The organism is Streptomyces sp. NPDC102283 (assembly GCF_044766265.1).
Taxonomy (GTDB): domain Bacteria; phylum Actinomycetota; class Actinomycetes; order Streptomycetales; family Streptomycetaceae; genus Streptomyces.
Genome location: NZ_JBIWLQ010000012.1, coordinates 279,992 through 293,923, shown reverse-complemented (window position 1 = coordinate 293,923; position 13,932 = coordinate 279,992). Strand labels below are relative to the sequence as shown.

At 72.3% G+C, this 13,932-nt stretch carries 13 protein-coding genes, 5 tRNA genes and 1 riboswitch; of the genes, 5 read left to right on the top strand and 13 right to left on the bottom strand.

Annotated features, from left to right (window positions below; all coding sequences use genetic code 11):
• Nucleotides 1-7 precede the first annotated feature (7 nt).
• Nucleotides 8-160: riboswitch (cyclic di-AMP (ydaO/yuaA leader) on the bottom strand.
• A gap of 292 nt (nt 161-452) precedes the next feature.
• The 3 genes from ACIRJT_RS24565 to ACIRJT_RS24555 form a co-directional block, all read right to left on the bottom strand.
• Complete coding sequence (locus tag ACIRJT_RS24565) at nt 453-1,673, bottom strand: PP2C family protein-serine/threonine phosphatase (RefSeq protein ID WP_403912664.1); 1,221 nt, start codon at nt 1,671-1,673, stop codon at nt 453-455.
• A 141-nt stretch (nt 1,674-1,814) separates the two neighbouring features.
• A complete protein-coding gene (locus ACIRJT_RS24560; RefSeq protein WP_403912607.1) occupies nt 1,815-2,561 on the bottom strand; it encodes a MerR family transcriptional regulator in 747 nt (248 codons plus the stop codon).
• Nucleotides 2,562-2,668: 107 nt separating this feature from the next.
• A tRNA-Met gene (locus ACIRJT_RS24555) sits at nt 2,669-2,742 on the bottom strand.
• 211 nt (nt 2,743-2,953) lie between these two features.
• On the opposite strand from ACIRJT_RS24555, the gene ACIRJT_RS24550 reads away from it, so the two are divergent.
• Entirely contained in the window at nt 2,954-3,754 is an 801-nt protein-coding gene (locus ACIRJT_RS24550; RefSeq protein ID WP_403912605.1) for a type II CAAX prenyl endopeptidase Rce1 family protein, read from the top strand.
• Between the two features lie 81 nt (nt 3,755-3,835).
• On the opposite strand, the gene ACIRJT_RS24545 is transcribed toward ACIRJT_RS24550, so the two are convergent.
• The 7 genes from ACIRJT_RS24545 to ACIRJT_RS24515 form a co-directional block, all read right to left on the bottom strand.
• Nucleotides 3,836-4,321, bottom strand: a complete 486-nt coding sequence (locus ACIRJT_RS24545) for a hypothetical protein (protein WP_403912602.1) — start codon at nt 4,319-4,321, stop codon at nt 3,836-3,838.
• A 131-nt stretch (nt 4,322-4,452) separates the two neighbouring features.
• A tRNA-Lys gene (locus ACIRJT_RS24540) sits at nt 4,453-4,526 on the bottom strand.
• Nucleotides 4,527-4,732: 206 nt separating this feature from the next.
• Nucleotides 4,733-7,039 (bottom strand): DEAD/DEAH box helicase, encoded by a 2,307-nt coding sequence (locus ACIRJT_RS24535; protein WP_403912599.1) that lies wholly within the window; start codon nt 7,037-7,039, stop codon nt 4,733-4,735.
• Nucleotides 7,040-7,278: 239 nt separating this feature from the next.
• Nucleotides 7,279-7,851, bottom strand: a complete 573-nt coding sequence (locus tag ACIRJT_RS24530; protein WP_403912596.1) for a hypothetical protein — start codon at nt 7,849-7,851, stop codon at nt 7,279-7,281.
• Nucleotides 7,852-8,254: 403 nt separating this feature from the next.
• Nucleotides 8,255-8,629, bottom strand: coding sequence for a fluoride efflux transporter CrcB (crcB, locus tag ACIRJT_RS24525; RefSeq protein ID WP_403912593.1), 375 nt, complete (start codon nt 8,627-8,629; stop codon nt 8,255-8,257).
• Nucleotides 8,626-9,135 carry a CrcB family protein gene (locus ACIRJT_RS24520; RefSeq protein WP_403912590.1) on the bottom strand — a complete coding sequence of 170 codons (510 nt, stop codon included), beginning with the start codon at nt 9,133-9,135 and terminating at the stop codon, nt 8,626-8,628. Before ACIRJT_RS24520 ends, crcB begins: the two co-directional genes overlap by 4 nt.
• Nucleotides 9,132-9,482 carry a metallopeptidase family protein gene (locus tag ACIRJT_RS24515; protein ID WP_012380216.1) on the bottom strand — a complete coding sequence of 117 codons (351 nt, stop codon included), beginning with the start codon at nt 9,480-9,482 and terminating at the stop codon, nt 9,132-9,134. The genes ACIRJT_RS24520 and ACIRJT_RS24515 overlap by 4 nt, the downstream gene beginning before the upstream one ends.
• Before the next feature lie 112 nt (nt 9,483-9,594).
• On the opposite strand from ACIRJT_RS24515, the gene ACIRJT_RS24510 reads away from it, so the two are divergent.
• From ACIRJT_RS24510 to ACIRJT_RS24495, 4 genes are all read left to right on the top strand, one after another.
• Nucleotides 9,595-11,214 carry a metallophosphoesterase gene (locus ACIRJT_RS24510; protein ID WP_403912661.1) on the top strand — a complete coding sequence of 540 codons (1,620 nt, stop codon included), beginning with the start codon at nt 9,595-9,597 and terminating at the stop codon, nt 11,212-11,214.
• Nucleotides 11,215-11,294: 80 nt separating this feature from the next.
• Nucleotides 11,295-11,367, top strand: a tRNA-Glu gene (locus ACIRJT_RS24505).
• 38 nt (nt 11,368-11,405) lie between these two features.
• Nucleotides 11,406-11,480, top strand: a tRNA-Asp gene (locus ACIRJT_RS24500).
• A gap of 21 nt (nt 11,481-11,501) precedes the next feature.
• A tRNA-Phe gene (locus ACIRJT_RS24495) sits at nt 11,502-11,578 on the top strand.
• Nucleotides 11,579-11,616: 38 nt separating this feature from the next.
• Here the strand turns inward: ACIRJT_RS24495 and ACIRJT_RS24490 are convergent.
• The 3 genes from ACIRJT_RS24490 to ACIRJT_RS24480 all read right to left on the bottom strand — a co-directional run bounded on the left by ACIRJT_RS24490 (nt 11,617) and on the right by ACIRJT_RS24480 (nt 13,848).
• On the bottom strand, nt 11,617-12,498 hold the full coding sequence (locus tag ACIRJT_RS24490; RefSeq protein ID WP_403912588.1) for a cytochrome c biogenesis CcdA family protein: 882 nt from the start codon (nt 12,496-12,498) through the stop codon (nt 11,617-11,619).
• Nucleotides 12,495-13,316, bottom strand: coding sequence for a DsbA family protein (locus ACIRJT_RS24485; RefSeq protein ID WP_403912585.1), 822 nt, complete (start codon nt 13,314-13,316; stop codon nt 12,495-12,497). Before ACIRJT_RS24485 ends, ACIRJT_RS24490 begins: the two co-directional genes overlap by 4 nt.
• A 64-nt stretch (nt 13,317-13,380) precedes the next feature.
• The gene (locus tag ACIRJT_RS24480) at nt 13,381-13,848 is read right to left on the bottom strand and encodes a hypothetical protein (protein WP_403912582.1); all 468 of its coding nucleotides are present in this window, start codon (nt 13,846-13,848) and stop codon (nt 13,381-13,383) included.
• Nucleotides 13,849-13,932: the final 84 nt, after the last annotated feature.

Genomic DNA, 13,932 nt, shown 5'->3' with positions numbered 1-13,932 from the left:
GCGCACTCCTTTCCTTCCTTCTCGCCTACCGGGTTAGCTGACGGGTTCGGAGCAGGAAGGTCTCCTACGGGCCCCTCCGTCTCTCACGAGACGCAGGCGTCCGATTCACCCCATGTAGGTGGTTCCCCGGTTCCCTTGCGGAATTCGGCGCTCGCGCGCGGCGCCGTCTCTGACGACGGCTGTGACGACCGCGCTGCGTTATCGAACGTTAATAGACAGACGGGCCCTATTCCAAGCTGTTCCTGTTGATCATTAACGAACACGGCAGGGATGTACGGGTGGCAAACGGGCGCAATCGGGCGACTTGACCGCGACTCAGCCACACCACTTTTTCTGACGGTGTGTCAAGTGTTATGCGGAGCGGTGCTCTTCGATCACGCACCGTGTCCTCACCCCGCCGACGCCCCACCGCCGCCCTGCCGCTGATCTCCCGGCGGCCCGCCGACGCCCCGTCACCGCCCGGAGTCGTCGCCCCGGCCCACGATCTTCACCGTCGTCCGGCGCACGGGCTGCCCCTCCGCCGGCCGGCCGACCGCGATGAGCGCCATGTCGTCCGTGGTCCGCCCGCCGGTGTGCAGCCGTACGTCGTCCGTCAGCGCCGACAGCAACTCCTCCGGTCCCGGGAAGATCCGGCCGCGCAGCCGGGCCGCCGGATCGTAGAAGACCCCGTTCGGGTCCCGGGCCTCGGACAGGCCGTCCGTGAAGGCGAGGAGCGTCGCCCCGGCGGGCATCGCCCACTCGTCGGACCGGTCCGGCCACACCCCCAGGTCCATCCCCAGCGGCATGGCGGGCACCGAGGGCGCCAGCACCTCCAGGCCGCCGTCCGCGTGCAGCAGGATCGGCTCGGGGTGACCGCGGTTGACGAGGCGCAACGAGGCCGCACCGGGCGGGATCTCGGCCAGCACGGCGGTGATGAACCCCTCCATGGCGTCCAGCCCGTACCGCCGCGTCCCCTCCCGGGCCAGCGCCCGCTCCAGCCGCTGAGCGACGCCCTCCAGCGAACGCTCCTGCTCGGCCGCCTCCCGGAACGCCCCGATGATCACCGCCACCGCCTCGACGGCGTCCAGCCCCTTGCCGCGTACGTCTCCGACGACGACACGTACGCCGTACGGGGTGTCCGCGACGGCGAACAGGTCACCGCCCACGAACTCGTCCGCCTGCGCCGCCTCGTACCGCGCGGCCACCTGGAGCCCGCCGATCCGCTCGGCCGGGGTCGGCAGCACGGCCCGCATGGCGGTCTCCGCGATGACCCGGGCCGAGGCCAGCTGCTCGTTGCCGCGCCGTACGACGCCGTTGATGACGAGGGCCAGCACCGAGGCCGTGAGCACGGTGATCATCTCGATGACCGGGACCACCTGGGTGGACGTCCCGTCGGAGAGGCGCATCGCGATGACGGAGAGGACCGCGGCGATCCCCGTACGGACGGTCCGGGACTTCGAGAAGAACGGCGCGGCGACCAACGGGGCCGCGACGAACAGCGGAACCGCCGTGAAGTTGGGCGGAGCCAGCCAGTCGAACACCAGCCCGCCGAGGATCAGCAGGGCGGGCAGCATCCGGACGAACCGCCCGGTGCGCCGCCCGTCGGACGTCAGCTGCCCCTCCCGGGACCCGAACACCACCCGGCCCACGGCGTCGAAACTCCCCGCCGTGCCGCTGCGCCGCTCGTCGGCCATCCCCACCTGTGCACTCCTGCCCGGTCCACCCACGGCTGCGGACGGTACAGCGCCCCGCCCAGGCTTCCCGGAGCCGCGCCGAGCGGCTGCTCCGCATCGGCCGAATAGGGGGAAGGCGGACGGCGGTCCGGCCTTCCGTGGTCAGTCGGAGAGCCGGTGTTCCGCGTATACCGTCAGTGCGTCCCGTACGAAGGCGGCGGTGCCGTCCCCGTAGCGATCGTAGTTCTTTCCGAAGCGAGGGTCGGCGACATACATCTCGCCGAGCCCGATCACGTACGAACGGCTGGGCTCCTTGGCCGAGGACAGCCACGCGCAGTGCCGCCGCGCGAGGTCCTGCGCCTTCGCCCCGTCGGCGGCGAGCCCCGCCTCCCTGGCCCGGCCCCAGGCGCGCGCGATGGCCTCGTGCTCGTCCTGGAAGGCCTTCTTCCGCTCGTCCCCGAGCGAACGCCACCAGCGGTCGCCCTCCTCGTACGCGTCCCGGCCCCAGCGCTCGGTGACCTCCTGCTCGTGGGCGGTGTGGTCGAAGCCGTCGAACACTTCATCGGCCATGAGTTCCATCCCCTCCTGCGTCTTGTGGAGAGTGGTCCGCACCGAGGCGATCTGCCGCCCGATGCGCGCCTGTTCCTGTTCGAGCAGCCGCAGATGCGCCCGCAGCGCCACCGCGGTGTCCCGCTGCCCCACGAGCACGTCCTTGATGGCGGGCAGCGAGAGACCGAGCTCACGCAGCAGCAGGATGCGCTGCAGCCGGACGAGGGCGTCCTGGTCGTAGTAGCGGTAGCCGTTGCTCCCGATCCGGCTCGGCGTGAGGAGGCCGAGGTCTCCGTAGTGCCGGAGCGTGCGGCTCGTGGTGCCGGCCTGTCGGGCGATTTCCTGAATGGACCACTCCATGCCGGAAACGCTAGATCTTTACGCTGCGTCAAGGTCAAGCCTGACCAGCACGGCGCCGCAAACGACCCGGGCCCGGCACGCTGTGCGTGCCGGGCCCGGGTCTTCAGTAGCGGGGACAGGATTTGAACCTGCGACCTCTGGGTTATGAGCCCAGCGAGCTACCGAGCTGCTCCACCCCGCGTCGGTAAACACAACTCTACGGCATTCCCGGCACGCCTTCGACCAATTACGGATCAGCTCCCCGGCCGGGGTCCGGGGCGTCGACCCCAGGGAACCTCATGGCTTTTGCCCTGTTCCGCATGAGATCTTTGGGAAAGTCCGCACCTGACCGTGTGGCTACGGCAGGCGGAGCGACGGCAGTGCTCGCGCCATCGGAGAAGAGGGTGACGCGGGTGCGGGACGAGACGGGCGCGATACGGGACGGCCGGCCGGGGCGACGACTGGCGTGGCCGTGGTTCCTGGTGATCGTCGTCGTGTACGCGGGCATCATCCAGGGCCTGGGACTCCTGACCGGCGTGGACACCAGCTCCTCCGACAGCGCGTTCCCCACCACGGAATCCCTCGTGCGCAACGCTCTGATCCCGATCGGGGCGTCGATCGTCTTCGCCGCCGCCGTCGTGACCTGGCTCGGCTGGTGGGGCGAGGTCCTGCACTACCGCGCACCCGTTCGCCGCTGGGTGCGCTGGGTCCCGGCCTCCATGCTGGCCGTCGCCCTGCTAGGCCTGAACTACGGTCACCTCGGCGACCAGAGCGTCTCCCTGGTGGCCTGCCTGCTCCTGTTGGGCCTGTTCGTCGGCGTGGGCGAGGAGCTCATGTTCCGGGGCATCGGCGTGCAGGTCTTCCGCCGGGCCGGGCTCACCGAGGGCAAGGTCGCCCTCTTCTCCTCGCTCGTCTTCGGCCTCGTCCACGTCAGCAACGCCATCGGGGCGGGTGCGCAGGCCGTCCTCCAGGCGCTCATCGTCTCCACGTCGGGCTACTTCTTCTACCTGTGCCTCCGCGTCGGCGGCGTCATCCTGCTGCCGATGCTCGTGCACGGGCTGTGGGACACCAGCCTGTTCTCCAACCTCGTCGGCGACGAGCCCCAGGCGTCCCCGGGCATGGCCCTCATCATCGTCCTCCAGGCCGTCCTGATCATCGTGCTGCTCGTCAGGCGCCGCTCCATCGAACCCGACGCGGAGAAGGCCCCCGCCTGACCTCGCCCCCTCACGCCCTCTCACCGCCGGCCGCGACGACACCGCGCCGGCCGCGGGCGTCGGCACTTCCCGCGTTCGGCGTCACCCGCGCCGAGCGGCTCCGGCCGGCCAGATCACGTCGACCGCCAGCCCCGCCTGCCGGGCCAGCTCGACGGTGTCGGCGGTACCGCCGCCCTTTCCCGACGGAGGCGTGCCGTCCCAGACCGCGACGAGGCGGTCGGCACGGCGCAGCAGCTCGGCGTTGGCCGCCTCGTAGGCAGCCCTGTTCGCTCTCGGGTGCGGCAGCGTCTCCACTTCCCCGGCGGCTTCGACCAAGTGGTCGAAGACAGCGGCGTGGTCGGGCCCGACCTTCGCTTCCCGGTAGTCCCGGGAGGGGATCACCACGACGAGACGGCCACCGATGGCTGTGACGACTTCCGCGAAGAGGCTGTCGGATCCGGCGGCTATGCAGGACACCCCCGTCAGGTCGTCGCTGTACTCGGCGAGCAGCTCGCGCAACGCGGCCCGTACCAGGGGCACGGTCTCGTCGGTCAGGTCCATGTGCCCGGTCACGGCAATGGTCGTCATGCGCCCGGCTCCTCAGCTCGACAGCAGGTCGCGGATACTATCGCCCGCCTCACGGGGAGCACCTTGCCGAAAGGAACCCGGACAAGCAGCGGCCCCAGGCCGGAGCAGTGCTCTGACCTGGGGCCGAGAGGTAGGCCGTGTGGGACTCGAACCCACAACCAACGGATTAAAAGTCCGCTGCTCTGACCAATTGAGCTAACGGCCCTCGACGGATCACCCCCCGAGCATAGCCCGCCCCGTCCCGGCAGCCGATCCGGTATCGGTGTCGGGCCCGTCGCGTGGCCCGGGAGGCGGGCTTCCGGGCCCGGGAACAGCAACAGGGCCCGTACGTCACCGAGTCGGTTCGGTGGCGTACGGGCCCTGCCGGTCTGTCAGGCGGACCTGCTCGGCCGGGTGCCGGCCGGGCGGGGGTCAGCCGTTGCGCTTCCAGCGCGGCTTGTCGTCGCGGCGGCCGAAGGAACCGGTGTTGGTGCCGGTGTTGGCGCCGCGGTGGTCGTCACGACGACCGGTCGGGCGGTCGCTGCCGCCGCCGGAGCGGAAGCCGCCCGAGGGGCGGTCGTCACGACGGTCACGGTTGAACGGGCGGTCGCTGCCGCCGGAGCGGAAGCCACCGGAGGGACGGTCGTCGCGACGGTCGCGGTTGAAGGAGGGACGGTCGTTGTCCCGACGCTCGAACGAACGCCCACCACGGTCATCACGACGGTCGCCGCCGCCACCCGAGCGGAAGCCACCGGAGGGACGGTCATCGCGACGGTCGCGGTTGAAGGAGGGACGGTCGTTGTCCCGACGCTCGAACGAACGCCCACCACGGTCATCACGACGGTCGCCGCCGCCACCCGAGCGGAAGCCACCGGAGGGACGGTCATCGCGACGGTCGCGGTTGAAGGAGGGACGGTCGCTGTCCCGACGCTCGAACGAACGCCCACCACGGTCATCACGACGGTCGCCGCCGCCACCGGAACGGAAGCCACCGGAGGGACGGTCGTCACGACGGTCGTTGCCGCCGCGGTAGCCACCACGGTCGCCACCGCGGTTGTCGCGGCGCTCGAAGTTGCCCCGCTCGTCGCGGCGCTGCTCGTCGCGGGCGGCCGGCTGCTCCGGTACGGAGACGGCTGCCACGAGGGCGGCCTCGGCCTCGGCGGCGACCTCGGCCACCGCGGCCTCGGGGTCGTCGCCCCGCTCGCGTGCGGCGCGGGCGACCAGGCGGTCGGCCTCCTCGCGCAGCTCGACGGCGCGGCGCTGGACGCGCTCCAGCTGCTTCGTCAGGTCGGCGGCCTCGCGCTCGGCCTGCTTGGCGGCGTTGTTCGCGGAGTCGGCCTGGACCTCGGTGAGCGAACGGGCGCCGGTGATCTCGGCGACCTCCGGCTCGAAGACGCCCGCGCCCTGGACGATGTGGCGCGAGGCGTCGACGCCCGCGTCCTCCATCAGGCGGAAGATCTGGCGGCGCTGGTGCGGAAGCGCCAGCGAGACGACGACACCGGACTTGCCGGCGCGGGCGGTACGGCCCGAGCGGTGCAGGTAGTCCTTGTGGTCGCCGGCCGGGTCCACGTTCAGGACCAGGTCGATGCCGTCGACGTGGATACCGCGGGCGGCGACGTCGGTCGCGACGAGCGCGTTGACGTAACCCTTCTTGAAGTCCTCCAGGACCCGCGTACGGGCGCCCTGGGTCATGCCGCCGTGCAGCGCGTCGGCCTTCACGCCGGACTCGATGAGCTGCTCGGCGATGCGGTCGGCGCCCAGCTGGGTGCGGACGAAGATGATCGTGCGGCCCTTGCGGGCGGCGATGGCGGCCGTGACCGGCGCCTTGTCCTTCGGCTTCACGACGAGGACGTGGTGCGACATGGTCGTGACGTTGCCCTGGGCGCTGTCGACCTCGTGCGTCACCGGGTTGGAGAGGTAGCGCTTGACCAGCGTGCCGATCTCGTTCTCCATGGTGGCGGAGAAGAGCATCCGCTGACCGCCACCGGGGATCTGGTCGAGCAGCTCGGTGACCTCGGGCAGGAAGCCCAGGTCGGACATCTGGTCGGCCTCGTCGAGGACGGCGACCTGGACGCTCGCCAGGGAGCAGGCGCCGCGGTTGATGATGTCGCGCAGCCGGCCCGGGGTGGCGACGAGGACGTCGACACCGCGCTCCAGCGCGTAGATCTGGTTGCCCATCGACGTACCGCCGCAGACGACCTTCATCTTGAGGCCGAGCACGTCGCCGTACGGCTGCAGCGCGTCCGCGACCTGCATCGCGAGCTCACGGGTCGGGGTGAGGATGATGCCGCGCGGCTTCTTCTTCTCGGTGGTGCCACCGGAGAGCGAGGCCAGCAGCGGCAGACCGAAGGAGAGGGTCTTGCCGGAGCCCGTGCGGCCGCGGCCGAGGATGTCCTTGCCGGCCAGGGCGTCCGGGATGGTCGCCGCCTGGATCGGGAAGGGGGCGGTCACACCGTTCTGCGCGAGCTTGCGGACGATGCCCTCGGGCAGGCCCAGGTCACCGAAGGTGATGGTCGGCTCGGCGTCGGCCTCGTCGGCGATCTCCTCGGCGGAGTCCGCGATCTCCTCGACGGGAACGTCGGCCTGCGTGTCGGTCTGCGCGTCGGTGATGAAGTCCGCGACGGACTTCTCGGCGACGACGGTCTTCTCGACGGCCGGGGCGGTGGCGCCGGCGGGGGCCTCGGTCACAGCGGCCTCGACGAGCTCGGCGAGCTCGGCGTTGTCGACGTTCTCGGGCATGACGGTGTGGTCAGAACTGGAAATTGACATGCGAAATGCGAAACCTTCCGGAGTCTCGGCACGCGCCCATAACTCCGTGATTCGCAATTTCGACCGCCTCAATGCGGTCCAGCCACGGCAAGGGAGAGTACGCGCCACACGGCGCTCTTCTGTGTCGGCGCCGGGCAATGGGATCAAACGATCTACCACCATACGCACTCTCACCCACATTGCGCAAACCAGCCTCCGAAGACCTCCGGCTAAACCGGCCCCACCTGCGGTGATGCCTCCGGAGTCCGCCGCGGCCCGGCGCCCTCCGGTCCCTTCAGCGCATGGGCCCGCAGCTGCGCGGCGGGCGAGGCGGAGGGGGGCGGCTCCGACGGGGCGGGGGGCTCCGGATCGGGCTCCGGGTCCGGGGCCGGTGTCGGCGGCGCCGGTGGCTCCGGGGTGGTCGGCGGCGGCTCCCCCGGCCCCGGCGTCGAGGGCGTCGGCGAGGGCGGGGGGCCGCCACGGGTGGGCCCGGGCGCGGCCGGTTCGGGGCGCGGGTCCTCGGGAGTGACCGACGGCACAGCACCGGAGGCGTCCGGGCTCGGGCTGCTCCCGGGCACGGCCCGGTCCGACTGGGGGTGGACGCCGCCGACGCGCCTCCCGGTCCGCCCGGAGTCGGGAACCGCGTCCCCGGCCGGATCGGCGGCGGAGCCCTTCGGGCCGGCGGACCGTGAGGGCCCCGGCGCCCGGGCGTCGTCCTCGCCGACGCTCATACAGCCGGTGGACGCGGCGATCGTCAGCGCGGTGACGGCTGCCCAGCGGGCAGGGACGGACAACTGGCGCACGAGTGGCACCTCCGGGGCGAGGGGGCGGAGAGCTAGGACCGGGGAGCGGAGAGCGAGGAACGGGCAACAGGCAACGGGGACCGGGAAACGAGGGCGATGGGCGGAAGCGGAGAGCCCTGCACCGGGGCGGAGCGGGGAACAGCAGCGAGCGGAACGGCGTCGCACCGTGCCCAACTCCCCCGACCCCGCCGGAGACACGCCCGAAACGCCACCCGCCCGCGCGACGGCCCGAGCAACAGCCCCCGAGCACCGCGCAGAACACGCCCGCCCCGCCCGGCGCGACGTCCGCCGAGACGGCCCCGGGCACCACGGTGAAGCCCCCGCCCGCCACCCGCGGCCGCACCGACGCCTCCGCGCGACCGCCCGCGGGCACCCGCCCGGACGGCTCCCGGCGCCGCCCCCGCTACCCCCCGAACCCGCCCGCCAGTTCCGCCCCCAGGAACACCGCGCCCAGGCCCGCCAGCAGCGACGCCAGGACGTTGGCCGCGGCCAGGAAGGCCCGGCCCGTCTCGGCAAGGCGGAGGGTCTCGTACGAGAACGTCGAGTACGTCGTCAGCGCCCCGCACAGGCCCGTCGCCAGCAGGGCGTGCGCCGGGGAGGACACCGCGGCGCCGGTCAGCAGCCCGAGCAGCAGGCTGCCCGCCGTGTTCGCCGTGAAGGTGCCCCATGGAAAGGCGTACGGGACGCCCCTCCCCTGGTGCGCCTGCACCGCGCGGTCCGTCAGATAGCGCAGCGGCGCGCCCACCGCCCCGCCGACCGCCACCAGCAGCCAGTTCACGCGACCCGTCCCTCGCCACGGGAACCACGGGAACCACGGGAACCACGGGGGTCGCCGGAGCCCCCGGAGCCCCGGCCCAGCCACCTCCTCGTGCCCGCGGCCGCCGCCCACACCGCCCCGAGCGCCGCCACCGCCGTCGCCGCCGCGTACGCAAGGGCGGTCAGGGCCTCCTGACGCACGAGCAGGTCCGAGACGCCGGCCGCGTACGTCGAGAAGGTCGTGAAGCCGCCGAGCACGCCGACGCCGAGGAAGGGCCGCACCAGGGGGTGGGTCACCCGGCCCCGCTCGACGGTCAGCACCATCAGGGCGCCGATGAGGGCGCAGCCGCTCACGTTGACGGCGAACACCGTCCACGGGAAGCCGCCCGCTCCGGGCCACAGCACCAGGGCCCCGTAGCGGGCGAGGGCGCCGAGCGCGCCGCCGGCCGCCACCGCCGCCAGCACCCGGGCCTGCGGGGCGGCGGGCGGGCCGGGCTCGGGCAGCTCCCTCGGGGCCTGCTCGCTCACCCGTAGCCCAGGGCGTGCAGCCGCTCGTCGTCGATGCCGAAGTGGTGGGCGATCTCGTGGACCACGGTGATCTCGGTCTCCGCGACGACGTCCTCCTGCGTCTCGCACATCCGCAGCGTCGGCCCCCGGTAGATGGTGATCCGGTCCGGCAGCACCCCGGCGTACCACTCACCGCGATCGGTGAGCGGGGTGCCCTCGTAGAGCCCGAGCAGATCGGGGTCGCCGGGCTCCGGTTCGTCCTCGACGAACACCGCCACGTTGTCCATCAGCCGTGTCAGCTCCGGCGGGATCCGGTCCAGAGCCTGGCTCACCAGCTCCTCGAACTGTTCGCGCGTCATCTCCAGCACCCGGCCATTGTCCCGTACGGGGGCGGAGTGCGGGCGGATGGCGACCGAACCGGACTCATGACCGGGGAGCCCGCCCGGCATGGCGAAGGCCGTACCGGGGCATACGGGCCCAATGGTCCGCGCCCCGTTCCGTGCCGCAGCCGACCGCGTCCGGCACCGCCTCAGCCAGCTCGTCGGCCCGAAGTCCCGGGGCCGCGACACCGTCCGTACCCGTACGCCCGGCCGCCCCGGCCTGGCGGGCCCGGTCCGCCGCCCGTACCTCCGCGCCCTCGGCATGCTCGCCGTCGTCGTGCTCGGGGCCTGGCTGGGGCTGCTCGCCGTGGGCTCCGTCCGTACGCCGGTCGGCCCCATGGACACCAACATGACGCTGCGCCCCTCCCTGACCGGTGGCAGCAAGATCAACGTGTCCCCGCTCGGCGCCCTGGAGCTGGACTCGCACAGCGCGCCGCTCCGGCTCGACGTGGACGTGGACCGCCTCGACCCCGAACGCTCCCAGGCCCTGGTCGACCAGCCGGAACGGTTCTCCAGCCTCCAGGACGAGGTCACCCGGGACGTCGCCGCCGGCACCCGGGAGCTGGCCGTGCGCTCCTGTGTCGCCGTCGTCTCCGGAGCGACCGCGCTCGGCCTCGTCGTCTACCGCCGCCCCCGCCGCGCCCTGGCCGCCGGCGGGCTCGCCCTCACCCTGCTGGCCGCGTCCGGCGTCAGCGCGTACGCCACCTGGAACCCGAAGTCCGTCCTGGAGCCGAAGTTCTCCGGGCTGCTCTCCAGCGCCCCGTCCCTGGTCGGCGACGCCCGCTCCATCGTCACCGAGTTCGACATCTACCAGCAGGAACTGGCCCGCCTGGTCACCAACGTCACCAAGCTGTACGACGCGACCTCCACGCTCCCCGTCTACCAGCCCGATCCCGGCACCATCCGGGTCCTGCACGTCTCCGACATCCATCTCAACCCGGCGGCCTGGCACATCATCGCCTCGCTCGTGGAGCAGTACGAGATCGACGTCATCGTCGACTCCGGCGACACGATGGACCACGGCTCCGCTCCCGAGAACGGCTTCCTCGACCCGATCCGCGATCTCGGCGCGCCCTACGTCTGGGTGCGCGGCAACCACGACTCCCCCATCACCCAGGCCTATCTGGAGAAGTTCAAGAACGTGAGCGTCCTGGACGACGGCGGCGCGGTGAACGTCGGCGGGCTGCGGATCGCGGGCACCGGCGACGCCTCCTTCACCCCGGACCGGACCGCCCCGGTCGGCGGCAAGGAGGCGGCCCAGCTCGAAGGGGCGCGGCTGGCCTCCGCGCTGCGCGACCAGGAGCGCGCGGGCACCCCGGTCGACATCGCCGTCGCTCACGACCCGAACACCGCCCGGGAGACCGACGGCACGGTCCCGCTGGTGCTGTCGGGCCACCTGCACCGCCGCATCAACGAGCAGCTGAAGCTCGGCACGCGGCTGAAGGTGGAGGGCTCCACGGGCGGCGGCGGGCTGCGCGCCGTGCAGAACGAGAAGCCGGAGAAGGTGCACGCCTCGGTGCTCTACATGGACCGCTCCACCCGCCGGCTCCAGGCCTGGGACGAGATCACGCTGGGCGGTCTCGGGCTGACGACCGCCGAGGTCAGCCGCCATCTTCCGGAGGAGAACCTGAAGAAGGACGCGCCGCGCTCCTCCACCCCGTCGCCGTCCCCCTCGCCCTCCGCCACCCGCTCCCCGGCACGCTCCACTCCCTCGCCGTAAACCGTTTTGGCGATAGCCCCGCACATCCCATATGCTTCTCACGTCCCCGACGCGCTGCAAAGCGAACAGGCGGGCCAATAGCCCTCATCGTCTAGTGGCCCAGGACGCCGCCCTTTCAAGGCGGTAGCACGGGTTCGAATCCCGTTGGGGGCACGTTTCACCGTGTGCGAGACTTGTCTCGCGCATTGCTTGGTCCTGTGGAGCAGTTTGGAGTGCTCGCCACCCTGTCAAGGTGGAGGCCGCGGGTTCAAATCCCGTCAGGACCGCTGCAGCCCCAGTGGCTGCGTGGCTGGGTAGCTCAGTTGGTACGAGCGATCGCCTGAAAAGCGATAGGTCGCCGGTTCGATCCCGGCCCCAGCCACCACCCGAAGGCCCCGTCCGATGGACGGGGCCTTCGCCGTGTCACACCTTCTCGGCCTTCCCCGTCTCCTCGGCCCTCTCCGCCTCTTCCGTGGGTACGTCGGTGTCGCGCCGCCGCCGGGCCCGGGCACCCAGGACCAGCAGCGCCACGAGCACCACCGCTCCCAACAGCACCCCGTCCGGCACCTGTTCGCCCAGGTTCCGCGCCCACTGCTCGACCGCGAACGAGTCGTCGACCCCCAGCAGGCCGGGCAGCGCGGTCGTCCCGTCGTACACGAGGAACAGCGCGCCGAGCCCGATGAAGAACAGCCCCGACAGCAGCGACGTGGTGTGCAGCTCGAACCGGCCGAGCCGGACGGCACGGCCGCGCAGCCAGGCCCGGCGGCCGAGGTCGAAGCGTTCCCAGAGCAGGGCGAGCAGAAAGAGCGGTACGGCCATCCCGAGCGCGTAGACCGCCAGCAGCAGCCCGCCGTAGACCGGACTGCCGCTGACCGCCGCGACGGTCAGGACGCTGCCGAGGATCGGACCCGCGCAGAATCCGGCCAGGCCGTAGACCGCGCCCAGGGCGTAGACGGAGAACGCCGTGGTGGGACGGATCCGGCCGCTGAGGGCCGCGATCCGCCGGGACGCGAAGCCCAGGCCGATGATCTGCGCGACGCCGAGCACGATGATCAGCCAGCCCGCGCCCGTGACGAGGGCGTCGCGGTGTCCGTAGAACAGCCGTCCCGCGTAGCTGCCGGCCGCGCCGAGCGGGACGAGGGTCGTGGCGAGCCCGGCGTAGAAGATGCCGGTGCGGGCCAGCAGTCGGGAGGTGGAGTCGATGGAGTACGCGAAGAAGGCCGGCAGCAGCAGCGCGCTGCACGGGCTGACCAGGGCGAGCAGCCCGCCGAGGAAGGCCGCGAAGTAGCCGATGTCCGCCGTCACTTGGCGGGGTCCTCGGCGTCGTTGCCCGCGTTGCCGGTGTCCTTGGCCGCGTCCTTGCCGGTGGCCTTCGCCTGCTCGGCGGCGGTCTCGATGGCCTGCGTGAACGTCTCGTCCGGCTGTGCTCCCGCGATCGGGCGGCCGTTGATCAGGAACGACGGGGTGGACGTCGCGCCGATGCTGTACGCCTGCTCCTGGTCCTTCGCGACGGCGTCCCGGGCGGGCTTGCCGTCGAGGTCCTCCCGGAAGCGGTTCAGGTCCTTCACCCCGGCCTCTTCGGCGAGCGCCTCGACCCGGTCCTTGCCGAAGCCCTTCTCCTTCGCCCCTTCGGCGTAGGCGGCGCTGTGGAACTCCCAGAAGCGGCCCTGCTGCCCGGCGGCCCACGCGCCGCGCGCGGCGTTCTCGGACTCCTCGCCGAAGATCGGGAAGTTGCGCCACTCGATGCGCAGCGTGCCGTCCTCGACGTACTTCTCGATGAGCTTCGGCTCGGTGTCCCGGGCGAACTTGCCGCAGTAGCCGCACTTGAAGTCGGCGTACTCGATCAGGACGACCGGGGCGTCCGCGCGGCCGATGGCCAGCTTGTCGTCCGCGTCCCGGCGGGCGAGCTTCGCCAGCTCCGGGTAGACGCCCTCGTTCGGGTCGGCGGAGACCTCGGCGGCCGGGGCGGAGGAGGTGTCCGGGGCGGTGTCGTCGGGCGCGGTGGCCCGGTAGGAGGCGAAGCCGAGGAGACCGGCGGCAGCGACGATCACGGCGCCGTAGACCAAAGGCTTGCGGGAGGAGGACTTCTGGCCCGTGGAAACGGGCTTCTTGGGCGTGGGCATGCGGCACTCCGGGCTGGTGGTGCGGGAGGAGAGGGAAGAAGGGCGCGGGTCGGGCGGTGCCCGCCTACACCCGCAGCACGGAGAGTTCCACGGGGGTCGGGGTGTGCGGGGCCGGGGCGCGGGCCCGGGTCCCCGGCGGCGGCTCGGCCGGCAGCGCGCCCGTCGCCGCGGGCAGCCCCCACGGGGCGAGGCCGGGCGCCTGGTCGTGCGCGGAGCGGGCGCGGGTGGGGACGGCCGGCTCGCCGTCGTGGTCGCGGAGCTTCCCGCAGCCGGGGACCGGGGTGTCGGCTCCGGCGGCTTCGGCCACCGGGGCCGGTGGCGTTTCCCGCACTCCGGTCGTCTCCGGCGCGAAAGCGGAGGGCGCGGAAGCGGAGGGCGGCGCCGAAGCGGAAGGCACGGAAGCGGAAGGCGGCGCCGAAGCGGAAGGCGCCGGAGCTCCGAGCGCGGCGGCCGGAAGCGCCGCCGGTCCGCACAGCAGTCCCACGACGACCGCGAGCAGCGCGGTGAGGCTCCACCACTGCGTACGGGACACGGGACCGGGCCTTTCTCTCGGAAGCGACGGTGACGGAGCGCTCGACTGCCCGAAATGGTACGTGCCGCGTGACGCAGTCCGCGC

What these genes read in the sequence shown, in the direction of transcription:
- ACIRJT_RS24535 (WP_403912599.1), bottom strand. Translation starts at nt 7,039, where the DNA reads ATGCCCGAGAACGTCGACAACGCCGAGCTCGCCGAGCTCGTCGAGGCC.
- ACIRJT_RS24565 (WP_403912664.1), bottom strand. Translation starts at nt 1,673, where the DNA reads ATGGCCGACGAGCGGCGCAGCGGCACGGCGGGGAGTTTCGACGCCGTG.
- ACIRJT_RS24510 (WP_403912661.1), top strand. Translation starts at nt 9,595, where the DNA reads ATGGTCCGCGCCCCGTTCCGTGCCGCAGCCGACCGCGTCCGGCACCGC.
- ACIRJT_RS24560 (WP_403912607.1), bottom strand. Translation starts at nt 2,561, where the DNA reads ATGGAGTGGTCCATTCAGGAAATCGCCCGACAGGCCGGCACCACGAGC.
- ACIRJT_RS24545 (WP_403912602.1), bottom strand. Translation starts at nt 4,321, where the DNA reads ATGACGACCATTGCCGTGACCGGGCACATGGACCTGACCGACGAGACC.
- ACIRJT_RS24485 (WP_403912585.1), bottom strand. Translation starts at nt 13,316, where the DNA reads ATGCCCACGCCCAAGAAGCCCGTTTCCACGGGCCAGAAGTCCTCCTCC.